The organism is Marinovum sp. J2-8 (assembly GCF_055808435.1).
On the sequence record NZ_JBVVRZ010000010.1, the window covers coordinates 26,841 to 52,342 of the forward strand.

The 25,502-nt window shown below is 61.1% G+C and carries 24 protein-coding genes and 1 pseudogene; 9 read left to right on the forward strand and 16 right to left on the reverse strand.

Going from position 1 to position 25,502, the window contains the following annotated elements; translation table 11 throughout:
• The first annotated feature begins 26 nt into the window (after nucleotides 1-26).
• Nucleotides 27-1,862, forward strand: a complete 1,836-nt coding sequence (locus AC0L4F_RS20765) for an ABCB family ABC transporter ATP-binding protein/permease (protein WP_244691283.1) — start codon at nucleotides 27-29, stop codon at nucleotides 1,860-1,862.
• A gap of 196 nt (nucleotides 1,863-2,058) precedes the next feature.
• Complete coding sequence (gene rarD / locus AC0L4F_RS20770; RefSeq protein WP_244691284.1) at nucleotides 2,059-3,129, forward strand: EamA family transporter RarD; 1,071 nt, start codon at nucleotides 2,059-2,061, stop codon at nucleotides 3,127-3,129.
• On the opposite strand, the gene AC0L4F_RS20775 is transcribed toward rarD, so the two are convergent.
• Nucleotides 3,036-3,587, reverse strand: a complete 552-nt coding sequence (locus tag AC0L4F_RS20775; protein ID WP_244691285.1) for an LOG family protein — start codon at nucleotides 3,585-3,587, stop codon at nucleotides 3,036-3,038. The genes rarD and AC0L4F_RS20775 overlap by 94 nt on opposite strands.
• Before the next feature lie 294 nt (nucleotides 3,588-3,881).
• On the opposite strand from AC0L4F_RS20775, the gene AC0L4F_RS20780 reads away from it, so the two are divergent.
• Nucleotides 3,882-5,735: a LysM peptidoglycan-binding domain-containing protein gene (locus tag AC0L4F_RS20780; RefSeq protein WP_244691286.1), complete on the forward strand. Its 1,854-nt coding sequence runs from the start codon at nucleotides 3,882-3,884 to the stop codon at nucleotides 5,733-5,735.
• A 19-nt stretch (nucleotides 5,736-5,754) separates the two neighbouring features.
• Here AC0L4F_RS20780 and AC0L4F_RS20785 read toward each other — a convergent pair whose 3' ends face one another.
• The 8 genes from AC0L4F_RS20785 to AC0L4F_RS20820 all read right to left on the reverse strand — a co-directional run bounded on the left by AC0L4F_RS20785 (nucleotide 5,755) and on the right by AC0L4F_RS20820 (nucleotide 13,767).
• Entirely contained in the window at nucleotides 5,755-6,243 is a 489-nt protein-coding gene (locus AC0L4F_RS20785) for a lysozyme inhibitor LprI family protein (RefSeq protein WP_244691287.1), read from the reverse strand.
• 182 nt (nucleotides 6,244-6,425) lie between these two features.
• Nucleotides 6,426-6,869 carry an ester cyclase gene (locus AC0L4F_RS20790; protein WP_244691288.1) on the reverse strand — a complete coding sequence of 148 codons (444 nt, stop codon included), beginning with the start codon at nucleotides 6,867-6,869 and terminating at the stop codon, nucleotides 6,426-6,428.
• A 186-nt stretch (nucleotides 6,870-7,055) separates the two neighbouring features.
• Nucleotides 7,056-7,664, reverse strand: coding sequence for a superoxide dismutase (locus tag AC0L4F_RS20795; protein WP_244691289.1), 609 nt, complete (start codon nucleotides 7,662-7,664; stop codon nucleotides 7,056-7,058).
• A gap of 469 nt (nucleotides 7,665-8,133) precedes the next feature.
• The gene (locus AC0L4F_RS20800) at nucleotides 8,134-8,718 is read right to left on the reverse strand and encodes a sarcosine oxidase subunit gamma (protein ID WP_244691290.1); all 585 of its coding nucleotides are present in this window, start codon (nucleotides 8,716-8,718) and stop codon (nucleotides 8,134-8,136) included.
• Complete coding sequence (locus AC0L4F_RS20805) at nucleotides 8,711-11,728, reverse strand: sarcosine oxidase subunit alpha family protein (RefSeq protein WP_244691291.1); 3,018 nt, start codon at nucleotides 11,726-11,728, stop codon at nucleotides 8,711-8,713. Before AC0L4F_RS20805 ends, AC0L4F_RS20800 begins: the two co-directional genes overlap by 8 nt.
• 61 nt (nucleotides 11,729-11,789) lie before the next feature.
• Complete coding sequence (locus AC0L4F_RS20810; RefSeq protein ID WP_244691292.1) at nucleotides 11,790-12,095, reverse strand: sarcosine oxidase subunit delta; 306 nt, start codon at nucleotides 12,093-12,095, stop codon at nucleotides 11,790-11,792.
• The gene (locus AC0L4F_RS20815; protein WP_244691293.1) at nucleotides 12,089-12,523 is read right to left on the reverse strand and encodes a hypothetical protein; all 435 of its coding nucleotides are present in this window, start codon (nucleotides 12,521-12,523) and stop codon (nucleotides 12,089-12,091) included. The genes AC0L4F_RS20810 and AC0L4F_RS20815 overlap by 7 nt, the downstream gene beginning before the upstream one ends.
• Nucleotides 12,523-13,767, reverse strand: coding sequence for a sarcosine oxidase subunit beta family protein (locus AC0L4F_RS20820; RefSeq protein ID WP_244691294.1), 1,245 nt, complete (start codon nucleotides 13,765-13,767; stop codon nucleotides 12,523-12,525). Before AC0L4F_RS20820 ends, AC0L4F_RS20815 begins: the two co-directional genes overlap by 1 nt.
• A 149-nt stretch (nucleotides 13,768-13,916) precedes the next feature.
• Between AC0L4F_RS20820 and ruvX the strand changes: the two genes are divergently transcribed.
• Both ruvX and AC0L4F_RS20830 read left to right on the forward strand, forming a co-directional pair.
• Nucleotides 13,917-14,390 (forward strand): Holliday junction resolvase RuvX, encoded by a 474-nt coding sequence (gene ruvX, locus AC0L4F_RS20825; protein ID WP_244691295.1) that lies wholly within the window; start codon nucleotides 13,917-13,919, stop codon nucleotides 14,388-14,390.
• 50 nt (nucleotides 14,391-14,440) lie between these two features.
• Complete coding sequence (locus AC0L4F_RS20830) at nucleotides 14,441-14,680, forward strand: DUF1289 domain-containing protein (RefSeq protein ID WP_244691296.1); 240 nt, start codon at nucleotides 14,441-14,443, stop codon at nucleotides 14,678-14,680.
• Nucleotides 14,681-15,127: 447 nt separating this feature from the next.
• Here AC0L4F_RS20830 and AC0L4F_RS20835 read toward each other — a convergent pair whose 3' ends face one another.
• The 4 genes and pseudogenes from AC0L4F_RS20835 to AC0L4F_RS20850 all read right to left on the reverse strand — a co-directional run bounded on the left by AC0L4F_RS20835 (nucleotide 15,128) and on the right by AC0L4F_RS20850 (nucleotide 19,253).
• Nucleotides 15,128-15,736 (reverse strand): hypothetical protein, encoded by a 609-nt coding sequence (locus tag AC0L4F_RS20835; protein ID WP_244691297.1) that lies wholly within the window; start codon nucleotides 15,734-15,736, stop codon nucleotides 15,128-15,130.
• A 223-nt stretch (nucleotides 15,737-15,959) separates the two neighbouring features.
• Nucleotides 15,960-16,783: pseudogene (locus AC0L4F_RS20840) on the reverse strand (sulfite exporter TauE/SafE family protein).
• Between the two features lie 77 nt (nucleotides 16,784-16,860).
• Nucleotides 16,861-17,871 (reverse strand): tRNA dihydrouridine(20/20a) synthase DusA, encoded by a 1,011-nt coding sequence (gene dusA, locus AC0L4F_RS20845; protein ID WP_244691298.1) that lies wholly within the window; start codon nucleotides 17,869-17,871, stop codon nucleotides 16,861-16,863.
• Nucleotides 17,872-18,329: 458 nt separating this feature from the next.
• Entirely contained in the window at nucleotides 18,330-19,253 is a 924-nt protein-coding gene (locus tag AC0L4F_RS20850; RefSeq protein ID WP_244691299.1) for a LysR substrate-binding domain-containing protein, read from the reverse strand.
• Between the two features lie 111 nt (nucleotides 19,254-19,364).
• Between AC0L4F_RS20850 and AC0L4F_RS20855 the strand changes: the two genes are divergently transcribed.
• The 4 genes from AC0L4F_RS20855 (at nucleotide 19,365) to AC0L4F_RS20870 (ending at nucleotide 22,513) form a co-directional block, all read left to right on the forward strand.
• Nucleotides 19,365-20,231, forward strand: a complete 867-nt coding sequence (locus tag AC0L4F_RS20855) for a pirin family protein (protein WP_244691300.1) — start codon at nucleotides 19,365-19,367, stop codon at nucleotides 20,229-20,231.
• 37 nt (nucleotides 20,232-20,268) lie between these two features.
• On the forward strand, nucleotides 20,269-20,883 hold the full coding sequence (locus tag AC0L4F_RS20860; RefSeq protein ID WP_244691301.1) for an isochorismatase family protein: 615 nt from the start codon (nucleotides 20,269-20,271) through the stop codon (nucleotides 20,881-20,883).
• A gap of 226 nt (nucleotides 20,884-21,109) precedes the next feature.
• Nucleotides 21,110-21,937 carry a Rossmann-fold NAD(P)-binding domain-containing protein gene (locus AC0L4F_RS20865; protein WP_244691302.1) on the forward strand — a complete coding sequence of 276 codons (828 nt, stop codon included), beginning with the start codon at nucleotides 21,110-21,112 and terminating at the stop codon, nucleotides 21,935-21,937.
• Nucleotides 21,938-22,003: 66 nt separating this feature from the next.
• The gene (locus AC0L4F_RS20870; protein ID WP_244691303.1) at nucleotides 22,004-22,513 is read left to right on the forward strand and encodes an anthrone oxygenase family protein; all 510 of its coding nucleotides are present in this window, start codon (nucleotides 22,004-22,006) and stop codon (nucleotides 22,511-22,513) included.
• 68 nt (nucleotides 22,514-22,581) lie between these two features.
• Here AC0L4F_RS20870 and AC0L4F_RS20875 read toward each other — a convergent pair whose 3' ends face one another.
• Genes AC0L4F_RS20875 through AC0L4F_RS20885 form a run of 3 tightly spaced genes read right to left on the reverse strand, consistent with a single transcriptional unit; the run spans nucleotide 22,582 to nucleotide 25,483 of the window.
• A complete protein-coding gene (locus tag AC0L4F_RS20875; protein ID WP_244691304.1) occupies nucleotides 22,582-24,078 on the reverse strand; it encodes a tripartite tricarboxylate transporter permease in 1,497 nt (498 codons plus the stop codon).
• A 1-nt stretch (nucleotide 24,079) separates the two neighbouring features.
• Nucleotides 24,080-24,529 carry a tripartite tricarboxylate transporter TctB family protein gene (locus AC0L4F_RS20880; protein ID WP_244691305.1) on the reverse strand — a complete coding sequence of 150 codons (450 nt, stop codon included), beginning with the start codon at nucleotides 24,527-24,529 and terminating at the stop codon, nucleotides 24,080-24,082.
• Between the two features lie 3 nt (nucleotides 24,530-24,532).
• Nucleotides 24,533-25,483, reverse strand: a complete 951-nt coding sequence (locus AC0L4F_RS20885) for a tripartite tricarboxylate transporter substrate binding protein (RefSeq protein ID WP_244691306.1) — start codon at nucleotides 25,481-25,483, stop codon at nucleotides 24,533-24,535.
• Nucleotides 25,484-25,502 lie beyond the last annotated feature (19 nt).

The window sequence follows — 25,502 nt, forward strand, 5'->3', positions numbered from 1 at the left end:
CCCCCCGACCACAAAGAAAGACTGATATGACAGCCACCGACGCGCAATCCGCCGAGGCCGCCGAAAACGCCCGCATCGCCGAACAGGAACGCCGATCCGGCTGGCGCACCATTCGCCGCGTCGCGCCGTATCTTTGGCCCGACGCGCACCAATGGGTGAAATATCGTGTTGTCGCGGCCATGTCGGTGCTGGTGCTGGCCAAGTTGATCGCCGTCGGCACGCCCATGCTGTACAAAGCCGCAGTCGATGCGCTGGACGGCGACGTTTCGGACCTTGCGCTTGGCGCGGTTGGCCTGACCGTCGCCTATGGGTTGGCGCGTCTGATGACCAACGGATTTCAGCAATTGCGCGATGCGCTGTTCGCGGCGGTTGGCCAACGTGCCCTGCGCCAGCTTGCGCTGGAAACCTTTACCCATATCCACCGTCTTTCGATGCGCTATCATATCACGCGCAAGACCGGCGGGCTGTCGCGGATCATCGAACGCGGGGTCAAGGGTGTCGAGTTCCTGTTGCGGTTTCTGCTGTTCTCGATTGGACCTCTGGTGCTGGAACTGCTGCTGATCGCGGTTGTGCTCTTCTTTCTGTTTGATGTCTGGTATCTGGCGATCGTGGCGCTGACCATTGCGCTTTATGTCTGGTTCACCTTCAAGGTCACGGAATGGCGCGTCAAACTGCGCCGCGAGATGAACGATCAGGACACCGATGCCAACCAAAAGGCCATCGACAGCCTGTTGAACTTTGAAACTGTCAAATATTTTGGCGCCGAAGCACGCGAAGCCGCCCGTTATGACGTGGCCATGGCCGGATATGAACGCGCGGCGCTCAAGACGTCCTACTCACTGGCGTTCCTGAACTTTGGTCAGTCGCTTTTGATCACAAGCGGTCTGGTTGGCATCATGGTGATGGCGGCGGTGGGCGTGCAGAACGGCGATCTGACGGTCGGCGATTTTGTCATGGTCAACGCCTATATGATTCAGATTACCATGCCACTGAACTTCCTTGGCACCGTGTATCGCGAGATCCGTCAAAGCCTTGTTGATATGGGCGAGATGTTTCACCTTTTGGAGCAACCCGCAGAAGTGTCCGACAAACCGGATGCAAAGCCGCTGAAAATTTCCGGCGGCGAGGTGACACTGAAAAATGTGCATTTCGGATATGACCCCGCGCGGCCGATCCTCAAGGGCGTGACCGTCACCGCCGGTGCCGGTCAGAATATCGCCATTGTCGGCCCCTCCGGCTCGGGCAAATCCACCATCGGGCGGCTGTTGTTCCGGTTTTATGATGTCACCGACGGCGCGTTGACCATCGACGGTCAGGACGTGCGCGACATCACCCAGACCAGCCTGCATGACGCCATCGGCGTGGTGCCGCAGGACACGGTGCTGTTCAACGACACCATCCGCTATAACATCGAATATGGTCGCGAAGGCGCAACCGAGGCCGAAGTGATCGAAGCCGCCAAGGCCGCACAGATCCACGATTTCATCACCTCGCTGCCCGATGGATATGACACCACGGTCGGCGAACGCGGGCTCAAGCTCTCGGGCGGGGAAAAGCAACGTGTCGGCATTGCGCGCACCCTGCTCAAAAACCCGCCGATCCTGTTGCTGGACGAGGCGACCTCGGCGTTGGACAGCGAGACCGAACAGGAAATTCAGGGCGCGCTGGCCCGCGCCGCTGAGGGACGCACCGTGCTGACCATCGCACACCGGCTTTCCACTGTGGCGGATGCTGACCAGATCGTGGTGTTGCAGGACGGCGAAATCGCCGAAAGCGGCACCCATGGTGAATTGCTGCTGAAAGATGGCCGCTACGCCAGCCTCTGGCGGCGGCAGCAATCCGAAGACGAAGACGCGGCGTGATGAACGCCGGGGTCTCCTGAACGCCGGGGACTGATATGTAGGGGCGGCGGCGCCAGACACTGACCGAGGGGGGGACCGGGGCAGCTGGCGCCGGGCCAAGCGGCCCCCGGCCCCATCGGCCGCTTTGGTCATTGCATCCCCGGCCCAGTCTGACATGGTCGCGGCGCGCCGTTGGCGCGTCATTCAGGCCGGACACATGCCCCAAACCACATCAGATCAAATGCGCCTCGGCATTCTGTCGTTGATCGCGGCCTGCGCCATCTGGGGCGTGTCCGGGCTCTATTTCAAGCTGCTGTCGCACCTCCCCCCGATCGAGGTTCTGGCGCATCGCACATTCTGGTCTGCGGTGTTTTTTGTCGGCGTCGTGGCCTATCAGGGGCGATTGCCGGTGCTGCGCACGGTGATGGCCAGCCGCCAGATCCTGATCCTTGCCGGCGCGGCGGTGGTCATCTCTTGCAATTGGTTCTGGTTCATCTGGGCCATCGGTCAGGGCCGCGCCACCGAGGCCAGCTTGGGCTATTTCATTTTTCCGCTGGTGGCGGTGCTTTTGGGCCGAATCTTCTTTGGTGAACGGCTGGGCGCCTTGCAATGGACCGCCGTTGGGTTGGCGGTCGGCGCGGTCGCATTGCTGACCTGGGGGCTGGGCGTCGCCCCCTGGATTTCTCTGTTGCTGGCCGTGACCTTTGGCGCTTACAGCGCGATCAAGAAACGCCTGTCTGCCGGTCCGGTGATCTCTGTCACGGGCGAGGTGCTGTTGATTGCCCCGCTGTCGCTGGTGATGATCCTCGGGTTTGGCGCGGCGGATGGTGCCGGGATCGACCGTATTCTGGCGGTCGGACAGCCCGGCGGACTGCGCTGGAGCGAAATCCTGTTGTTGATCGCCTCTGGCCCGATTACGGCGCTGCCGCTGATCCTGTTTTCAAATGCCACCCGCAAGGTGCCCTTGTCCACGGTTGGGCTGGTCCAATATCTGAACCCGACCCTGCAATTCCTTGTGGCAACGTTGATCTTTGCCGAACCGATAAGCCGATGGCACGCCATTGCCTTTCCTCTGATCTGGCTGGCACTGGCGATCTATACCATTGCCACCCTGCGCCGGGGCAAGGGTGACAAACAGACCGGGATCAATACGGACAGGTTTGATCAGGACAGGTCCGATCAGGGCGAGCCTGATCAGGAAAGTGCGGCGCGCAGGCTGGCGACACATTCCTCGACCGAGGCGGTGCTGCCCCAGAACTCACGCAGTGAAGGCTCGGCAAAGCCCTGATCAATCACATGATCCAGCAGCACCAACAGCGGATCCCAATAACCCGCGACATTCATCAGGATCACCGGCTTGGTATGCAGCCCCAGTTGCGCCCAGGTCAGCACCTCGAAGAATTCATCCAGTGACCCCGCCCCGCCGGGCAAAAGCACAACGGCATCGGCGTTCATCAGCATGACTTTCTTGCGTTCATGCATGGTCTCGGTGATGACAAAGGTCGACAAATCGCGTTTGCCGACCTCGTGATCCAACAAATGCGTCGGGATGACGCCAAAGGTCTGGCCGCCGCTTTCCTGGGCCGACCGCGCCACGCGCCCCATCAACCCGATGTCCCCGGCACCATAGACCAGACGCCATTTGTTCAGGGCAAGCGCCCGGCCCAGATCTTCGGCGGCCGCAGCATAGGCCGGATTGGCCCCATCCCGCGACCCGCAATACACACAAACCGAGATGTCGGTCATTGTCACTCGCTCCTCAAACTGGGGTCCTGTAATCTGGCGCCATACTGCCCGCGTGCCGGGGGAAGTCAACGGATGCCGCACCGCGGAAACGACAGCGGACCATGTGCGGCGCAATTCAAAGGCGAAAATGTCGCCGGGAATCCACATTTTGACCGGGAAACCCTTTGGCGATAGAGTTTTTTTCGCTTTTTCAAGTGGGCTGCATGGTCATTTGTGCAATTGTGTTGCGATTATTGCCGCAGGCGCGCAAACAGGCTGCCACGTGCGCAACCGGGCGTGCGGAAGGGACCGACGATGACGAAATGGATTGGATTGCTGGGGGGCGGGGCTGCTGGGGTGGCTGTGGCGGCGGCTGGCTATGTTGGCCTGACGGTGAGCGGGGTTTTGAAACCCGATGCGCCGGACCCCGCGGCGCTGATCGTGCCCGATCCGCTGCCCGCCTCTGATGATACAGATGTACCGGACGCGGATGGTGGCGCGGCTGAGGTCACACAAGACCCAGCGGACGAGATCGCGGCAGAGCCCACAACAGAGCCGCCTACGGATGTGCCGACAGATGCGCCGGCAGATGCGCCGGAACCAACCCCAGAGGATCCGGCCCAGATTGCCGCCCTGCCCGACGCGCAAGCGCCGGAGCCTGACACAGACCCGGAGGCTACCGCGCCATTGGCGCCGCCGGTGTTCGATCTGGTGCGGGTCGAACCCGATGGTTCGGCTCTGGTCGCAGGCAAAGGTGTGCCACGGTCCCAGGTTGTGATCCTGCTCGACAATGCGGAAATCGCCGAAACCCTGGCCGGGCGGGACGGCAAATTTGTCAGCCTGATGACCCTGTCGCCCAGCCCGCAACCCCGGTTGATGACATTGGCGATGCGGCACAACGGAACCGAGGTTTTCTCGGAAACCGACATCATCGTCGCGCCCTTTGGCCCCAAGCCCACCCCCGTGGCCGAACCAGAGCTAGAGACGCAACCCGATCTGGTGGCCGAAGCGGCCGAACCAGAGGTCGACACGCCGACCACAGCGGACGTCGCGCCAGTTGAGCCGGAGGTCACGGAACCGGTCATCACCGAGGTTGTGCCAGCCGAGCCTGAAGTCACGGAACCGGTCGTCACTGAGGTCGCGCCAGCCGAGCCTGAGGTCACAGAACCTGTCGTCGCTGAGGTCGCGCCAGCAGAACCGGAGGTCACAGAACCTGTCGTCGCTGAGGTCGCGCCAGCCGAACCTGAAGTCACGGAACCTGTCGTCGCAGAGGTTGCGCCAGCAGAACCGGAGGTCACAGAACCTGTCGTCGCTGAGGTCGCGCCAGCCGAACCTGAAGTCACGGAACCTGTCGTCGCAGAGGTTGCGCCAGCAGAACCGGAGGTCACGGAACCGGTCGTCGCCGAAGTTGCGCCTGCCGAGCCAGAAGTCCCGGAACCTGTCGTAGCCGAAGTTGCGCCTGCCGAGCCAGAAGTCCCGGAACCGGTCGTCACTGAGGTTGTACCAGCCGAACCTGAAGTCACGGAACCTGTCGTCACTGAGGTCACACCCGCCGAGCCTGAGACCACAGAACCTGTCGTCGCCGAGGGCGAGCCGGACACGGAAACGCCGCCGACGCTTCTTGCCTCGGACGAAGAAGGTGTGCGGGTTCTGGCCGGGCCAGAGGTGCTGGACCGGGTTGCGATCGATTCAATCAGTTATGACGATGCCGGCGACGTCGCATTGGCGGGTCGTGGGACCGGTCGTGGGGCCGGCACCGAGGGTGGCGGATTTGTCCGCGTCTACCTCGACAATACGCCAATCACCACGTCCCGCATCCGCGAAGACGGCTCTTGGCGGGTGCGCCTGCCCGAGGTCGACAAAGGCGTCTATGTCCTGCGGGTGGATGAGGTGGATGAAGATGGCGACGTCAAATCACGCGCCGAAACCCCGTTCCAACGCGAAGACCGCGAAACATTGGAACGCGCCTCGGACGGTGACAACAGCCCAATCAAGGTCTTGACCGTGCAACCGGGCAATACGCTGTGGCAGATCGCGCGCGAACGGTATGGCGAGGGATTGCTCTATGTTCGGGTGTTCGATGCAAACCGTAACCAAATCCGTGACCCGGATCTGATTTATCCCGGCCAGGTGTTTGATTTGCCCGACGACACGGCCCCGGCGGACTAAGACCTTTGGGCCAGCGCCCCTACCCCTCGGGCAAAAGCGGCGTGCCAATCTGGACGCTGCCATAAGGGGACAGGCGACAGCCAAAACCCGGCGGCAGCGCGTCTTTCGGCGTCAGATCAATGATCCGCTGCTCGTACCGCCGCCGCAGACAGGACACCGCCGCACCACAGGTGTCGCGCCAGTGCAGCCAAAGCCGTTGATCATTTTGCAGGGACATCCGCCGATCCTGCCCGGCGCCCTGACGGTGACGCCGATAGATTTCTGCCATCACCCGGTCCAGATCCGCCAAAACCGCGTTGTCGCATATGGCGTGTTCGGGCGCGGTCATCCGCGGCAGACATCTGAAACTGGGGCCAGTAAATCCGGGACTGGTGAAACCGGGGTCGGCGCGGTCCGAACTGACCGGGATTTCGACGCGGGCCGAACCTTGCGGATCCGCGACCGCACCCTGCGCCGCGGTCAAATGCACCAATAGCGCCACAACGGTCATGCGTATTCTGTGTGTCATAAACCCCTCGCCCGCCGCAGTCTTGCATCAAAAACAGGCTAGCACGTGGTGGGCGCGGCGACCTACCCCCCCTCGCGCAGAGTTGAAATCCAGCTTTATCGGACCCAAAGGAGCGTTTCCCATATACAGCGATCATCAGATCCAGGCCCGCGCCGGATCAGGCGCGCACGCGCCCGCAATCGTCAAAGCTTGCGCTGCACCTCAAGCTTCGTGCCCAGCAGACAAAGGTCCAACGTGCGCGGCGGCAGACGGCCAATAGCCTCGAATATCGGGATCAGGCTCAGCTGGTTATGAGCTTCGACAATCTTGTCGCCGTCATGGCGCATCATGATCTGGCTTCGGGTGGCAACCTTGGTGCCATCTTTGCGGTAAACCGCTGTGATATCACATAAAATCGCCAACCACGGCCCGTCTTCGACCGCAAGCAGGATCGTATGGCGAATGTCGGAAAATTGCGCGGTCATCATCCGGTGAAAGGCCCTGAATTCATCGGGTCCGATTTGATCGACCTCTTCCAGACCCTGGATGCTGGCCGCGCCGGAAAACATTTCATAGATCGCCGAAACATCTTCGTGTCGCCAGACGCGATCCAGAAATTCCTGCGCAATGTCGCGTTTCTGTGCCACGGCTCTTTCCGGATAAGTCCATACAATTGGATGACTAGTATATCACAAAACTAAACTGAGACTAACCTCAGCCCCGGGATCAACCAAGAGATAAATTGACATTCCCGCAGACGCCATTGCCAGCGCCCGGACGAAAAAGGCCCGCCGAAACAATTCAGCGGGCCCTCTCAAACTTGGTCAGATCGATCAGGCCGCGGAGAGACGCTCCGCGACATTTTCCCAATTCACCAGGTTTTCCAGGAAGTTATCCAGGTAAGCCGGGCGTTTGTTGCGGAAATCAATGTAATAGGAATGTTCCCAGACGTCACAGCCCAGAAGCGCCGTTTGACCAAAGCACAGCGGGTTGACGCCATTTTCGGTCTTGGTCACCTTCAGCGTGCCATCGGTGTCCACCACCAGCCAGGCCCAGCCAGAGCCGAACTGACCCGCGCCTGCGGCTGCGAATTGCTTTTTGAATTCATCGGTAGAGCCGAAAGCATCCTTGATGCGGCTTTCCAGTTCGCCCGGCATGTCCTTGCCGCCCGGCCCCATCATGTCCCAGAACTGGGCATGGTTCCAATGCTGCGAGGCATTGTTGAAGATGCCGGATTGCGCCACGGCAGCGGAATCATAGGTGCCTTTGACGATCTCTTCGAGAGATTTGCCGTCCCATTCGGTGCCGGCAATCAGCTTGTTGCCGTTGTCGACATAGGCCTTGTGGTGAATGTCGTGGTGGTATTCCAACGTTTCCTGGCTCATGCCGAGACCGGCCAGAGCGTCATGTGCATAGGGAAGATCGGGAAGTTCGAAAGCCATGGGTAACACCCCCTTATTTGTGATCAGGTTCCACGGTCATAAGTGAGCGCCTGCGCCGGTGAGGTCAACCCCTGGTCCTGTTGACGGGCGGGGTGCAACCGTTGGAATTTTGGGCTTTCTGTAAATTGCGCCAAGGTGATGCGCCCCGGACTGCGGCGGCGTCGGGTTTATATGTGGTATGTTGGATGGGCGGTTGGGTCAAATTGCGGGGCAATTGTTGGGGGGAGCGCCCAAGATCACAGGGGAAATGCAGAGGGGCAGCCGCCAAACCGCAGAGTAGATGGCGGGCTACCCCCCAAAACCGCAGGATAAATGGGGGGCCAGCCCCCCAAACCGCAGGATAAATGGGGGGCCAGCCCCCCAAACCACAGGACAGATGGGGGGCCAGCCCCCCAAACCCCCTGGGATATTTCCACCAGGAGAAAGCCCGAACCGGCGATCCTATTGCGGCAATGGGGTGTCGGTTGCCTCAGCGATCAAAGAAGGCGACAGCAGATCCCGGTTGTGCCGCGGTTTTCAGCAGATCAAAAACATATTGCGCGACCGAGCGGAAACAGATGATCTGCGCCGAAGTTTCGCTTTTCAACCAGAAGGCCGCAGGTGTTTGTGCCAGGCGAGAGCGGCGCAATTCGCCAACAGGAAGGCCCGTACGCGACATATCCGCCGGGGTCAGTTTTGCCAGCACGTCCCGCAGACCGGCGCCGCGCAAATCAAAGCTGCTGCGTGCGTCCGACATATCGGTGACCAACGCATGGCGGCCGTCCAGGCACCCGGCCATGCCAGCCAGCGCGCTGTCGGCTTCGTCATAGGGGCACAGGATCAGCAATTCATCCGGCGACATCCACAAGATCGCCCGGTCCCCAACCCAATTGGCGCCCCGTGGTCCGGGCATATCAAGACCGGTGACGCCGGTGGCCGCATTCTTGACTTCGATGCTGGCCAAATCACCGCGCAGGGCAATCATTGCCTGTGGCGCGGCTTCGCGGATCGAGATCAAGCCATTAAACGCCGCACCGCCCAGCGCCATTGCCGGGGTCGCCTGTGTTTCAGACATTCTGTTTCTCCCCGTCTTTGTCATAGAAGACCGGATCGACGATCCGCGCCTCGATTGTGGTCACACCGTCGGATTTGGCGAAGTGGATCACCTCGCCCAGGCGGTCGGGGCCATTTTGCACCAAGCCCATGGCAATCCCGCGCCCGAGGGTCGGGGAATAATAGGTCGAGGTGACACGGCCAAACACCTTGCGCTGGCCGTTAGCGTTGCGGCCTTCGGCCACGGCATAGGCCCCGTCCGGCAGGACCGCACCATCGCATGTTTCCAGTCCCACCAGTTTCCAGCGGTCCGGGCGTGCCATATCCGGTCGGGCCTGCGCCCGTTTGCCGAGGTAATCGGTCTTTTTCTTGGAAATCGCCCAGTCCATCCCCAGATCCTGTGGGATCACTGTGCCGTCGGTTTCGTCACCGATCATGATGAAGCCCTTTTCCGCCCGCATGACATGCAGCGCCTCGGTGCCATATGGCATGACGCCGAAGTCGCGGCAGGCGCTTAGCAGGTGATCCCAGAGATGCCGGGCGTAACCGGCCTTGACCGGGATTTCAAAGCTGAGTTCGCCGGAGAAGGAAATGCGGAAGATCCGCACCGGAATGCCGCCCAGCGCGCCCTCGACCCAGCCCATGAACGGCAGGGTTTCGCGGCTGACATCCAGACCCCCGACGGCCTCCAGCAGCTTGCGGGCGTTGGGGCCGACCACGGCAATCTGGCCGTATTGCTCGGTCACATTGGCAACATAGACCTGCCAATCCCACCATTCGCATTGCAGCCAATCTTCCATATGGGCATGGATGTGATCTGCGCCGCCGGAGGTGGTGTGGCAGAGGTAGGTGTCCGCGTCCAACCGCGCAACAACGCCGTCATCCATCAGAAACCCGTTTTCATTGCACATCAGCCCATAGCGGCAGCGCCCCGGTTTCAGGGTCGACATCATGTTGGTGTAGAGCATGTCGAGGAACCGGCCCGCATCCGGGCCTTTGACGATCAGCTTGCCCAGGGTCGAGGCATCCAGAAGCCCGACATTTTTCCGGGTGTTGGTGACTTCGCGCGTGACCGCGTCATGGGTCGTTTCGCCGGGGCGTTTCAGGCAATAGGGGCGGCGCCATTGGCCGACCGGCTCCCATTCGGCACCATTGGCCGCCAACCAATCATGGATCGGCGTGCGGCGGATTGGTTGAAAGGTGTCGCCGCGCCCCGGCCCCGCGATGGCCCCCATCGAGATCGGGGTATATGGCGGGCGAAAGGTGGTGGTGCCGACATCCGGGATATCTGCGCCCAGCGCGCCGGACAGGATGGCCAGACCGTTGATATTGCTTAACTTTCCTTGATCCGTTGCCATGCCGAGCGTGGTATAGCGTTTGGCGTGTTCGACGCTTTCAAACCCTTCGCGCGCGGCCAGCTGGACGTCGGACACTTTGACATCGTTCTGGAAATCCAGCCAGGCTTTGGCCCTGTGGTGCACGCCCGCACCCTGGGGCATCATCCAGACGGGGGCGAGTGGTGCCTCTTCCTGCGCTTGCGCCTGCGGCGCGGCGCTGGTCATCGGAGGGGTCTTGGTGATCTGTGCCGCTGTGGCCACCGCGTCGTCCAGCACCTCTTGCAGGGTGAACATCCCATTGGCCGCGCCGGTTGTGGTCACAAAAGCCTGGCCCTTATCGCCCGTGGGCGGGCGGTTGTGGTCTGGGCGGAACATGGCACGGGTCTCGTCCCAGCAAAGCTTGCCGCCACAATGGGACCAGAGGTGCACCACCGGCGACCAGCCGCCCGACATCGCAACCGCATCGCAGGCGATTTCATCAATCACGGCCCCCCCGGCCCCTGCATGCGCACAAAGGGCCACGCCGGTCACCCGCTTTTGCCCTATCACATGGTCGATTGCATGGCCTTGCAGAATGCGAATGCCCAGGGCGCGGGCCTCTGCCATCAGGGGGCTGTCCTGGGGCAGGACACGGGCATCAACAATCGCAGGCACGGCCAGCCCCGCACGGCGCAAGATCAGCGCGCTGCGATAGGCGTCATCATTGTTGGTGACGATCACCGTGCGGTCACCGGGGCTGACGCCCCAATTCACCACATAATCGCGCAGCGCACTGGCCAGCATGACACCGGGCAGATCGTTGCCCGCAAAAGCCAGCGGGCGTTCAAGGGCGCCTGTGGCGGTGATGATCTGCGCCGCACGAATACGCCAGAGCCGGTGGCGCGGCCCTTTGGCCGCCGGGGTGTGATCGGTAAGACGTTCATAAGCCAGCGCATAGCCGTGGTCATAGACCCCTGCCCCCATGCACCGGGTGCGCAGGCTGACATTGTCCATTGCATTCAGAGAGGCCAGGAGACCGCCGATGTAATCCTCGGGGGGTTGATCGCCAATCTCGCCGCCATCCACCGGGGCGCGCCCGCCCCAATCGACGTCTTGTTCAATCAGCAGCACCCGGACGCCGGTTTCGCCAATGCGTTTCGCGGTCTCCATCCCGGCGATGCCGCCGCCGATGATCAGCACATCGACATGGGCATGGAAATGTTCGTAGCTGTCAGGATCGCGGGCCTCTGGATCGGGGGCGCGGCCGAGCCCGGCGGATTTGCGAATGATCGGTTCGTACAGGTGTTTCCAGAAGCTGCGAGGCCAGGTGAAGGTCTTGTAATAAAACCCCGCAGGCAGGAAGGACGCAAAGCGTGCGTTGATTGCGCCGATGTCGAAATTCAGACTGGGCCAGTGGTTCTGGCTTGTGGCCTCGAGCCCGTCGAACACTTCGGTGGTGGTGGCGCGTTGGTTGGGTTCGAACCGATCGCCGCGGCCAAGGCCGACCAATGCATTGGGTTCCTCTGCGCCGCTGGCGACAATGCCGCGCGGGCGGTGGTATTTGAAGCTGCGGCCAACCAACATCTGATCATTTGCCAACAAGGCAGAGGCGAGCGTGTCACCCGCATAGCCGGTCAGGCGTTTGCCGTTGAAGGTGAAATGTCGCGGTGTCGTGCGGTCGATCAGGCGGCCACCGGTGGCGAGGCGTGTGCTCATGTCTTTGGCCCTTTTGCGCGCGGCAGGCAGTGGATTTGCGTATTTTCAAAGAGAAGAAGGATCAGTTTTGGCTTTGGTTGATGGCGTCGCGGATATGTTGCGGCGGTTCCAGGACCTGGGCGGGATAGGTGCCAAAGACCTGCAACGTTTGGGTGTCGCGGGCGGCGAGGAACCATTTGCCGCAGCCAAAGGCATGGCGCCAACGTTCGAAATGCACGCCGCGCCGGTTCTGGCGGGCGAAGAGGTAGTCGTGGAAGTCCCCGTCGCTGGAGCCGGGGCCGTGGCGGGTGAGATGGGCTTCGCCGCCGGGGCTGAGTTCGGTTTCGTCGGCCTGGATGCCGCAGTAGGGGCATTTGAGGGTTAGCATGTCCAGTCTCCGCAAAATAGCATTCTGTTGGCCAGAAGGTCGCCGAAGCCCCATTGGATTGTTCCAATCAACAAAATCCACGCTTCCGTCAAAATCAAATTCTTTTGTCGCGCAAACGCGCCCGCTTTGTTCATTTCGTCGGCGAAACGATTGCTGGCACGATTAAAAGCCGATGTGTCGATTGCCCGGCTCAACCTGTAATCGAATTCGTCCTTTTCGGCGCGCAGTAGCCCAAAGGATTTCCGGGAAAGAAGCAGAAACACCAATCCAAAGGCGATGATGACCGCACCGAAACGAGCGGCCCACGTCGCGTCGCCCGAAGCTTTTGCGGCCCAGAACCCGCAAATCACCAAAACTGCGGCCATGGCGATTGCGAGCCCCATTCGCGCTGGCAAATCGAAGACCGGCGGCTTGGGCTCGACCCGCATCAATGCGCCACCCCCGCTGCCACGCTTTCGTCCACAAATCGCCCCTCGCGGAACCGGTCCAGCCCGAATGCCTCGGTCAATGGCGAATGCCCCTTGGCCATCAGTTCCGCCATGCCCCAACCGGAGCCGGGGATCGCCTTGAAACCACCGGTGCCCCAGCCGCAGTTGATGAAACAGCCGTCCAAAGGCGTCTTCGAAAGGATCGGTGAGCGGTCGCCGGTCATGTCGACGATCCCGCCCCATTGGCGCAGCATTTTCAGCCGCGAGATCATTGGAAAAGTCTCGATCAGGGCGCGCACCGTTTCCTCGATATGGTGGAAGCTGCCGCGCTGGGTATAGTTGTTGAAGCCATCCGCGCCGCCGCCGATCACCATTTCGCCCTTGTCGGATTGGCTCATGTAGCCATGCACCGTGTTAGCCATCACGACCACGTCCATGATTGGTTTAATCGGCTCGCTGACCAGCGCCTGAAGCGCGACGGATTCCAATGGCAGCCGGAAACCGGCCATATCCGCCAGCACACCGGAGTGGCCTGCGACCACCAGCCCCAATTTATTACAGGAAATCGCGCCCTTGGCGGTGTCCACACCGGTGACATGGCCGTCTGATTGCCGGATGCCGGTGACTTCGCATTGCTGGATGATATGCATCCCCATGGCCGAGCAGGCCCGCGCATAGCCCCAAGCCACGGCATCGTGACGCGCCGTGCCGCCGCGCGCCTGCCAGAGCGCGCCAAGCACCGGATAGCGCGGGCCGTCGAGGCGGATGATCGGCAGCAGCTCCTTCACCCGTTGCGGTGAAATCCATTCGGTTGCGACCCCTTGCAGGGCGTTGGCATGGGCGGTGCGCTGATAGCCGCGCACCTCATGCTGGGTCTGAGCCAGCATCATCACCCCACGGGGCGAAAACATGACGTTGTAGTTAAGGTCCTGCGACATCGTCTCGTAAAGACTGCGCGCCTTTTCATAGATCGCGGCCGAAGCATCCTGAAGATAATTCGAGCGGATGATCGTGGTGTTGCGCCCGGTGTTGCCACCGCCCAGCCAGCCCTTTTCGATCACCGCCACATTGGTGATGCCAAAGTTGCGCCCCAGATAATAGGCGGTCGCCAACCCATGCCCCCCGGCACCGACAATCACCACATCGTAATGCGATTTCGGCTCTGGCGAGGCCCAGGCCCGTTCCCACCCCAGATGATGGCGCGCGGCCTCTCTTGCGATGGCGAAGGCGGAATAACGTTTCATGAATGGCGAATCCCGGTCTGCTGCGTCTGATCTTTCTAGAAGCTTAGCGGGGCTTTTGCGTCTTTCAAATCCGCCACAATCCACGTCAATCGCGACATGGGCGGCGCTTGGGGATTTCCCCCACCCCCACCGCGCGCTAGATGGGGGGTATGATCATCGAAGATATTTCCGAATTCGCCGCCAAAGTGCCCCCGATGACCGCCCTGATCGGGCTGGATCTGGGGGACAAGACCATTGGCGTCGCCGTATCCGACGGATTGCGCACGGTGGCGACACCGCTGGAAACGGTGCGCCGCAAGAAATTCGGGCTGGATGCCGCGCGCCTGCAAGAGATCATTGCCGCGCGCGCCATTGGCGGGCTGGTGCTGGGATTGCCGCGCAATATGGACGGATCGGAAGGGCCCAGATGCCAATCCACCCGCGCCTTTGCCCGCAATTTCGAACGGCTGTGGGATGGGCCGATCACGTTTTGGGATAAGCGCCTGTCCACGGTGGCCGCCGAACGCGCATTGTTGGAGGCCGATACATCGCGAAAACGCAGGGCCGAGGTGATCGACCATGTTGCGGCGTCTTATATTCTGCAGGGGGTATTGGACCGGCTGGGCCATTTGGGCCGGGCATGACATCGGAAAAGGCGTCTGGCGCGAAATCAGGCATGAGAGGGTCTCTATCGGTGAAAGATGATATCTGGCAGCGGGACGAAATCGAAAGCCCCTGTGTCAAACTCTGTGTGGTACATCCAGAGGCACGGATTTGTGCCGGCTGTTTGCGGTCGATTGACGAAATCACACGTTGGTCAAAAATGACGCAGCAGGAACGTGCGCGGATCATGGCGGAGTTGCCCAACCGTCGTGGCCATTTGAAAAAGCGGCGTGGCGGTCGCGCGGCCCGGCTGGGACGCGAAGCGACGTGATGAGAGGTGAGAGGTGTCATTGTCCGGTTGATCAGGTGGCCTCAGACACCTGGCCCTTCCAATCTGGCCCCAAAAATCCAGCCTGAGTGAATAGACCGAAATATATGGGCCCAATTGATCGGCCTGCGTGAATGGACCTGAACAGATAGACCTGAGCGTTTTTGCCCGGGTGACCTACCCCGGCAAGCTGGCATTCGTGAGTGAATTTACCCGAGTGGAGACGCCCGAGTAATCTGCCAGCATGGCTTGGCCAGAATGAACTAATGAAAAAAGATACGACCTGGGGAAACTGGCCCGGGGCAAACTGAGCCCAAGGTAATCTGCTTCTTCGGGTCTGGTTCTGAATGATGTGACCCGAATGATTTGATCAGAGACATGTGCCGGGGCATTCCGCCGCGCCGACCCACATGACAACTGGTATCGCGCCTCGCGATTTATCGGAATGATTTATACTTCACGCTCCAGCTTGATGTCGCGCGGTTTCAGAGCACCATAAGCCCCGACCACCACCGCCGCCAACAGAACGCCGGTTGCATCGTCCAGCATGATCGCGGCATCGGCGCCGTCTTCGCCCATCGGTTCGATCCACATATCCGCATCGCTGTCGATGCTTTCTGGCAAGTGGAGGACAAATGTGTCCTGCCCCGGCAAGAAATCTTCAAACACCGGCACATCCGGGAAATCCGTGCTGATCGCGGTTGGGCCAATGGCGGTTGGGCCGATGGCGGCGTCGGACAGAATTGCCGGCGTGATCCAGTCGGCGCTGTCCTCTGCGCTGTCGGCCTCGGCCACATGCGCCTCTGTCACATCCGCGACGTCAGTGCCGGAAAATTGCGCAGTGGCTGCCAGATCTGCGTCCATCTCGGCGCGGATCAATCCAACCTGGGTCATAAGATCGTTGGCCCCGCCGTCCGCGGTCACCAGATCCATTTCCGAGCTTTCCATTTCATTGGCTGCGGTTTCACTGTCGTCGGCCTGATCCGCATCCAGGCCGGTCAACCCGACAACGCCGGCAGTGGTCATACCAAGCCCCAATAACATTAATACTTCAAACATCTCACGCTCCTGCTGCTTCCTTAACAACAAGTTAAACGTGCAATTAGGGCCGATTTTGACCGAAATAAGATAGTTTCTGATTTGGAAAAGGCCAAAATGCGTCAAAGCGCACCGGCGAACTGTCAACTAATTTCGATAACTCACTGTTTTTAAAGTATAGTTTTTTTAAAACCAGAAAAACCGCCCCACAGATCAAAATACCGATAGCGGAAACAGTCCTGCCTTAGACCAGGAATACTTTGCGCAGCATGTTCAATGCGACCAGGATCAGAAACAATGCGAACACGCGCTTCAGCGGCTTTGGGTTCATGTTGTGGGCGATCTTTACCCCCAACGGGGCGGTCATCATGGTCATTGCGATCACAATGCCAAAGGCCACAAGGTTGACCGCGCCCAAGGTGAACGGTGGGCGCTGGGCCGGATCAATCTGCAAGAACAGGAAGCCGACAACCGACGGCACCGCAATCAACACACCAAAGCCGGCAGCCGTGGCAACCGCACGGTGAATGGGCGTGTTGTACAGGCTATCAGCGGCACCCCGAAGCTGCCACCGCCAATCCCCATAAGAACCGACAAAAACCCGACAACCGGCGACAACATCGCCCGCGTGATCCCGCCGGGCATCTTGCTGCCAAGCCGCCATGTCGCCCGACCAAACCCAAGGTAAAGACCAATGACAACACCCAGACATCCAAACAGGATCTGCAAGGTCTCGGACCGCAGGGACGCCGCGACAAAGACGCCAACAATGGCGCCCAGGGCAATCCCCGGTGCCCAGGTTTTCAGGATGGTCCAATCGACCGCGCCCTTGCGGTTATGGCTCAACACCGAACGCAGGGATGTGACAATGATTGTCGCAAGCGAGGTCGCAAGACACATCTGCATCAATTGCGGCCCGCCATAGCCCAGGGTCTGGAAGGCATAGAAAAAGGCGGGCACCAGAACAATTCCGCCGCCGACCCCCAAAAGCCCGGCCAAGACGCAGGCAAAGCCGCCAATCACAATCAGCAAGACCAACATCTGCAACAATAACATGGTGTCCGGCATCGTGGTCTCCCTGATGAACCGGGCCGCAATACACGCCCCGGGCGGAAAGGAAAAGCCGCACCGCCCAGTTTCGGGCCTCAGACCACCACAGGGTCCACCGCTGCCAGTGCACGCAGCACCAGCTCTGGCCCGGCGCCTTTTTTTGAGGCACCTTCTGACAGGATGCGCCGCCATTGCCGCGCCCCCGGCTGGCCCGCAAACAGGCCCAGCATATGGCGGCTGATCTGATGCAACCGGCCCTGTGCCATCAAATGCCGCTCGATATAGGGAAGCATGTCGCGCACCGCATCTTGCGGGGTGGCCATGGGATCGGCGGCTGCGAAAACCGCCGTATCCGCCCGCCCCAGCACATCCCACGGCTGATGATAGGCCGCGCGCCCGATCATCACGCCATCCAGCCCCTGATCCAGAAAGCCCCGCGCCTGTTCCAATGTGGTGATGCCGCCATTGACCGAGATGTGCAGATCGGGAAAGGCGGATTTCATCGCCACCACCAGCGGATAATCCAGTGGCGGCACGTCGCGGTTTTCCTTGGGGGACAACCCTTGCAACCACGCCTTGCGCGCATGAATGGCAACCCGCGACACCCCTGCCGCAGCAATTCTGTCAAGAAAGGCCGGAAGCACATCGCGCGGCTCCTGGTCATCCACCCCGATCCGGCATTTCACCGTGACCTCGACATCCACCGCCGCACGCATCGCCGCACAGCAGTCCGCCACCAGATCCGGCTGTTTCATCAACACCGCACCAAAAGTGCCCGATTGCACCCGGTCCGAGGGACAGCCGACATTCAGATTGATCTCGTCATATCCCGCATCCGCCCCCAGTCGGGCCGCCGCCGCAAGCTCCGCAGGATCCGACCCGCCAAGCTGCAGCGCCACAGGATGCTCCGCCGCATCATGCTCCAGCAAATGCACCGCCCCACCCCGCACCAAGGCGGGCGCCGTGACCATTTCCGTATACAACAATGCCCGCCGCGACAAAAGCCGATGCAAATAGCGGCAATGACGATCCGTCCAATCCATCATCGGGGCGACGGATAGGCGAGCAGCCCTTGAAACTTTTGCTTGTGTCGGGTCTTCCGTCATTTCCGTGTCTTACCGTTTTTGCTCATTTTGGCCCTTGTACCCCCGTTTGGTCACACGAAATGCAGCGGCGCATATGCGATGGCGAACATCAGCGAGTTCACTCTCGGGGATGGGTCGAAGGCATACCTTGTTCAGAACACCCGACGCAAGGCGGGGGGCAGTGAAACCCGGCCATTCGACAAGCGAAAGATGCGCAAATGGTCTGCGCGACAATGGGTTTCATGAGCACGTCCAAACAGCGAACCCGTCGGCCGACCCCGGCGAGCCGAACCGCCGGATGGAACATCTCGAACGCGCCACGCTGATGAACAATCGCACAATGCCAATGCACATTCTGATCGCCTTTGCGGTCTTCTCGACCCGTCGTCAGGCAGAAATGGCCCGGATCACATGGCACGGCGATGTTGCTGACGCCCAGCGCGCCATGGTCCGGCGCATTCCGAAACCGCGCCGGCGGGCTATCCGCTGGTGCCCTCAGGATCGCCCGCAAGAACGACCGGCATTTCCTGTTTCAAATAGGCAAGGAATGCTTCAAACGCCGGCAGCAACCCCCTGCGCGATGGCATCAACAGGCTGATCTGTGGCCGCCCCGCGGTCCAGCCCGGCAAGACACGCACAAGCGATCCGGCCGCCACCTCTGGTCGGCACACGTAACATGGCAGCGCAACAATCCCCAAGGAAAGCGCCGCAGCGTTTTTGAGCGTTGTCATATCGTCACTGGCAAACCGCACGTGGCACGGGACCGAGGCCGTTTGCCCATCACCGCCCGTCAGCAACCATTGGTGTGTTGCCCCGGGGCGACCAAGGACAAGGGCCGGGTGATTGGCCAGCATGGCCGGATCCCCCGCCAGATCCAAAGTGTCACGATAGTCAGGCGAACAAAACAGATGCCAGTCCACCCGCGCCAGTCGCACCTGCACCAAGCTGGAGTCCGGCAGCCTGTCCATATGCCCCCGGATGGCAATGTCGATGCCGCCCTTGATCAGATCCTCCATCTGGTTTGACGCCCGCTGCACCACGGTCACGCCGGGATTGTCCTGCAGAAAACGCGGCAGGATCTGATCAAGGCCAAACTGCGCCATCCCGACGGAACAGGACACTGTGACATTCCCCTCTATGGTGTTGGTTTTGCGCCGGACCGCGGTTTCGGCGATCTCGAATCGTGCCAACGCGTCGCGGGCGTGGCGATAATATTCCTCGCCAATCCGGGTCGAGGTGACGACACGCGATGTGCGCTGCAAAAGACGCACGCCGAGGTCATCCTCCAACTGCCGCACGCGGCGGCTCAGCCGCGATTTCGGAATGTTCAACGACCGCGCGGCGGCGGAAAACCCGCCCTTTTCAACAACCTGAACAAAGTAGAACGCGTCGTTGAGGTCCATGCCAATCCCCGCCTTATTGTCCCATTTATGGAACGATAGGTTCCGATATTGACCGATTTTCGATCAATTGTCTCGCCCATATTATCAATTCAGCAAAAGCGAGAATTTGACATGAACACCCAACGTATCGACAAACTTGCAGGCGTTCCTTGCGAACCCCATGCACAAAGCGACGGTCGCAAGATCAAGATCAGCGACGGTTTTGAGGCCCGAAGCTATCAGCACGCAGAATTTCAGGGGCTGATGGATCCGCTGATCATGGTGGATCACTTCGTCATGACCCAGCCCACCTTCGGGACACATCCCCATGCCGGGCTTTCGGCGGTGACGGTGGTGTTTGAGGACAGCACAGGCGCGTTTCGCAACCGTGACTCGCTTGGCAATGATCTCGATCTGGCGCCCGGTGATCTCTATTGGTTCAAGGCCGCGCGCGGTGCCATTCACAACGAAGCCCCCCGCCCCGGTGCCAGGACCCATGCCTTGCAGGTTTTCGTCAACCTGCCCGCCCGGAACCGGCATGACGCCCCGTCGGCCTTTCACCTTGCGGCCAGCGACATTCCAAAGCTGCCGGGCAAAGACGCCACTGCGCGGCTTGTCCTTGGTGAAAGCAACGGTGTCGCGGGGGCAACCGCGCCGGACATCGCGTTGACCTTGCTCGACATAGAGATGCAGGCCGGGGGACGGTTCACGCATCACGGCGACGGCGGCCATCACGCCTGGGTGCTTGCCATCAAAGGCACATCCACCGTGACGTGGAACGCCCGCTCTGCCGAACTGCCCGCCGGCAAAGCCGTCGCATTTACCGGTGCCACCGACATTTCGGTGTCCTCGGACACAGGCGCACATGCCGTCCTGTTCCGGGCGCCCCCGCTGCGCCAGACCTTTGTCCAACGCGGCCCGTTTGCAATGGGCACCACAGCAGAGCTTGACGCGGTCGAGGCGGATTATCGCGCCGGTCGCCTTGGATCAATTGACTGACCACCCCCCTGAAGACCAACCTTGAAAGGAGAAGACAATGACCAACCTGAATAATCCAGGGCCCCTGACCCGTGACAATGCCGCTGTCGTATTTATCGACAATCAGGTCGGCCTGATGACCGGCATCCGCGATTATTCGATCGCGGATCTCAAACACAATATCGTCGGTCTGGCCAAGGCGGCAAAGGCCCTCGGCCTGCCGATCGTCACCACCACGACCTCGTCACAGACATTGTGGGGGCCCGCCATTCCAGAGCTGCAAGAGGCGCTGCCAGAGCACACATTCATCGACCGGACAACGGTGAACGCATGGGACGATCCCCGGGTGGAAGCGGCCATTCGCGCCACCGGGCGGAGCAAGCTGATCTTTGCTGGTCTGTCGCTCGAAGTCTGCGCCGCATTTCCCGCGATGCGGGCCGTGCGCGAGGGGTTTGAGGCCTATATCGCGGTGGATGCCAGCGGCACGTTCAACATGACAAAGCGTGAAACCGCAATGATGCGTTTGACGCAGGCCGGTGTCGTGGTAGCGGATGGCGCAAGCCTGATGATCGAAATCCTCGCAGACAATGCAAGCGATCAGGCCGGTGATGTCTACAGTGCCCTGGGCATGGATTGGTCAATCCTGGTCGGTCAGGTCCGCGAAAGCGCCTAGCCGATCTGCGCGATCCCCCTGCCCGGGCCTGACACCGCAGTGCGCGCGACATCACGGTCGGGGATCGCGGGACCAGCCCCATCAAATTCAACTGTCCGAACGACTTTGCCTGACCGCGCTGGGCTGGGCCGCCACTTGGCTTGCTTGACCACGGATTGCCCGGCGCAGGGCGATCTTTCCCGCCAACACACCAAAAAATGCCTTCTGCTCAACATTGGAGATTACCATGACCAACCAACCCATTCTTGTCATCGGCGCGACCGGCAAAACAGGATCGCGCGTCGCCGCGAAACTCGAAGCGAAAGGTCTGGCGGTTCGGCGTGGCGCGCGCCGCTCGGACACCCCGTTCGACTGGGAAGACCGGGCGACATGGGCGCCGATCCTGGACGGCGTGGCCAAAGCCTATGTCACCTATTTCCCGGATCTGGCCTTCCCCGGTGCCATCGAAAAGCTGGAGGCTTTTGCCGAAGTCGCCTTGGGCGCTGGTTTGCAGCACATCGTGTTGCTGTCAGGTCGGGGCGAGCATTTCGCCAGCTTGGGAGAGGATGTGATCCGCAATTCCGGTCTTGGGTTTACCATCGTTCGCGCCGCCTGGTTTGCGCAGAATTTCTCCGAAGGTTATCTGCGCGATCCGATCCTTGGTGGCGTATTGCCCATGCCGGGCGGGGACATCGCAGAGCCGATCATCGACATTGACGATATCGCCGATGTGGTCGTCGCCGCCCTGACCGAAGACGGACATCTGGGCGAACGGTACGAGGTGACAGGCCCGCGTCTGATGAGCTTTGCCGACATGGCCGCGGCCCTGACCGCCACCCTGGGCCGCCCGATCCAGCATGTTCCCATCAGCTTTGAGGACTTCCACGCCAATGTCGCAGCCGCTGGCGACAGCTTCGTCGCAGACGTTTTCACCACAATCGCACGGGAAACCCTGGACGGGCGCAACGCCTATATCGCCGACGGGGTCGAGCGTGCCCTGGGGCGCAAACCAAGGGACTTCGCCGCCTTCGCACAGACCGCAATGACCGCCGGCGCCTGGCCAACAGCGGCCTGAACCATCCGCACAACCGGGCGGGTGACAAATGTCACCTGCCCAAACCGCCATAAAGGAGCGCTTTCGATGTCCGCCGTTTTCTTCCTTCTGATCCAGTTCGCCGTTCTCGCCTATGCCTTCGTCGGCGGCGTTTTCCTGGCCTTTTCCGATTTCATCATGCGCGCGCTGGCGATGGCCGGGGGCCACAGTGGTGTTGAGGCGATGCAAGCCATCAACCGAGAGGTCTTTCGCTGGGTGTTCATGGCGCTGTTTCTGGGCATGACCGGGGTGTCCCTGGTCATTGCGGCCTACGGCGCTTTTGCCCTGACCGGTGCGGCAGGCACGCTGATCATGCTTGCCGGTCTGTGCTATCTGATGGGCTGTTTCGGCGTCACTGTTGTCTTCAACGTGCCGATGAACACCGCATTGGCCGGGATGGAAATGACCGACGCGACAACACGGGATTATTGGCGTCAAACCTATGTCCCGCGCTGGACCTTCTGGAATTCGGTCCGCACCACGGCCTGTGCTGTGTCAGCCGCATTGCTGCTGATCGGGCTTGTCATGTTGACCGGGGACCAAGCGCAGGCTTTCTGATACCGCTAGACGCATTCCCAACGGCGCTGCGACCATCGGTGAGCAAGGCCGCAAACGCGCACCTTGGCTCACGCTTTTCCGGCGTCACGCCGGCGGCGCATGGCCTTGGCGATGGGCCAGATGATCACAAGCACGGTCGCAATCGCCAGTGCCGCAGAGATCGGCCGCGTCAGCAATTCGGTGGCGTCGCCGCGACTGATCAACAGGGCGCGGCGCACGCTTTGTTCCGCCATCGGGCCAAGGATCATGCCAAGGATGACCGGTGCCAGCGGCACATTCACCTTTTCCAGGAAATACCCGGCAAGACCGGCGGCCAGCATCACCCAGAGATCAACAGGACGGCCGTTGATGACGTAAACGCCGACACACATGAGGATCAGAATCGAAGGCACCAGAAGCACCCCCGGCAGGCGCTGAAACTGGGCAAAGACGCGGGTCGCCACGGCACCGCCAAGCGCAAAGATCAAGACCGACGTCAGGAGCATTTCCATCATGAAACCACCGACCAGCACCGGGTTCTGGTGGAACAATTGCGGGCCGGGTTGCAGCCCGTGAATGGTCAGCGCGCTGAGCACCAGCGCCGCAACAACGTTGCCCGGAATGCCAAGCGCCAGCGCCGGGATCATCGAGGCGGCATTGTCGGCGTTGTTGCCGCATTCCGCCGCCGCCACGCCCTGCGGGTTGCCCTTGCCAAAGCTCGCCGGGTCGTCCGAGGCGTTCTTGGCGGCGTTGTAGCTGAGGAAAGCCGCGATATTGCCGCCCGCACCGGGCAGGATGCCAACACCGATGCCAATGCCCGAAGCCCGCAGCCAGGTCGGGATCAACGCCCGACGCTCACCGGGTTTGAAGGGCACATCGTTCAACCTGAGCTGCGCGGCTGACAGGCCTTTGAGATCGGCTTTTTCAGCCAATTGCAGCACCGGCGGCAGGGCATAAAGCCCCACCAGCACCACGATCAGGTCGAGCCCACCCAGCAGCCAGGTCTGGTCAAACGTAAACCGCGCCTGCCCCGAGAGGTTGTCGATCCCCATCGTGCCAATCAACAGGCCCAGCACAGCGGCCATGATGCCCTTGACCGGGTCAGAGCCGACCATGACACCAACCGAAGCCATGCCAAAAATCGCAATCCAGAAATATTCGGCAGGGCCAAAAAACAGCGTCACCCGTGCCAGCAACGGCCCGACGGTCATCAGCGCGATGGCGCTGGCGATGCCGCCCACGGCCGACGACCAGCAGGCGATTTTCAGCGCCTTGGCGGCCTCGCCCTTGTCGGCCATCGGGAAGCCGTCGAATGTGGTGGCGATAGAGGCCGGCGTGCCGGGAATGCGCAGCAGGATCGCCGGGATCGCGCCGCCATACATCGACCCGTTGTAGATGCCCGCCACCATGGCCAGCGCCACCAGCGGATCCATCGAATAGGTCAACGGCAACAGAAGCGCGATGGCCATCACCGGGTTCAACCCCGGCAGCGCGCCGATAAAGACGCCCAGCAGGGTGGCACCGATCATTGCCGTCAGCGGTCCAAACGACAGAACCTGAACAAAGGCGTTGGTGTAAAATTCCATGTCAGGCTCCGGACGCGAAGAAGGACAGAAGGGCCTCGCGCGGCAGCGGCTTTTCCAGCAGCACCGAAAAAACGAGGTAGATCAAGACCATGAACACCAGCGCCACAACCAGCGCATAGACGGCCTGACGAAAGCCCAGCGCCATCGGCAGCGCCAGCATCAAAAGGAAGGAGGCGGTGTAAAACCCCAGCGGCACCACCAGCCCGACATAGAGCGTTGCGATCACCGCCGTGGTGATCATCTTCGCGGGTGCCTCGATCAGCGCCCGCGCCTCTGACCGGCCAGAACGCACAGCCCTGACCGTGACGGCCCCGCCAAGAAGCGCCAGGATCAGACCAAGCACCATCGGGTAATTCCCGCTGGCCCCGGTGTACTCGGTCGCCATCCAGGCCGCGGCAATGCCAAGGCCGGCAAACAGCAGCCCGAGCACGATATCCTGACGCTTCTCCATGGTTCAGAGACCGAGGTTCTTGGAAACTTCGGCCAGCGCGTCGTATTCCGTCTGCAACCGCGCGCCCAGATCTTCGCCCTTCACCACGTTGGGCACTTCGCCCTTGGTGGCCAGGAATTCGACGTAGCTGGGATCATTGACCGCCGCGTCGATCACCTCGGCCAGCTTGTCGACGATGGCCTGATCCAGCCCCTTTGGCCCGAGGATAGCCCGCCACAGCAGGGTTTCCTTGTCGCCCAGCCCCAGCGCCGCAAGCCCCGAGGCCCCCGACAGGGCCGGCACATCAGCGGCAGAGGTCACCAGCGGGCACTTGGCCTCGCCGTTTTCGACATAGGGCAGAACGGTCGAGATCGAGCCACCGTAGATGTCCACATGGCCGCCGAGGAAGTTCTGCAATGTCTCGCCTGCACCGCCGAAGGGAATGGCGATGGCGTCAATGCCCTTGGCCTGAAAGATCCGTTCCGCCGCCAGCTGCATGGTGCCGCCGATACCGTCATTGCCATAGGTGTATTTGCCTGGGTTGGCCGCAAGTTCCGCGAGGAATTCCGCACCCGTGGTGGCCGGGAAATCGGTCTTGACGCAGAGCGTATAGGCGGTTTCCGAGGTCGAGGCGATGGGCGTGAAACTGTCGAGCGCATAGGCCACATTCTGGACCTGCGGCACAGTGGTCAGCGGGCTGTTCCAGGTGGCGAAGAGCGCATAACCGTCCGGTTTGGCCTGCATGAACTGCGACGCCCCGACCGAACCGCCACCGCCGCCGACATTCAGGATCGCGATCGAGGTGCCCAGCTTTTCCTCCAGCAGGATCGCCAGTTTGCGGGCGCTGGTGTCGGTGCCACCGCCGGCGCAGGCCGGGATGGTCAGCTCGATTGCACGCTCGGGATATTCGGCCAATGCCGGGGCGGCCAGCGCCGTGACGGCGGTCAGGCCAAGCAGGATTGTCTTGATTTTCATGGTCTCTCTCCCTTTGGAA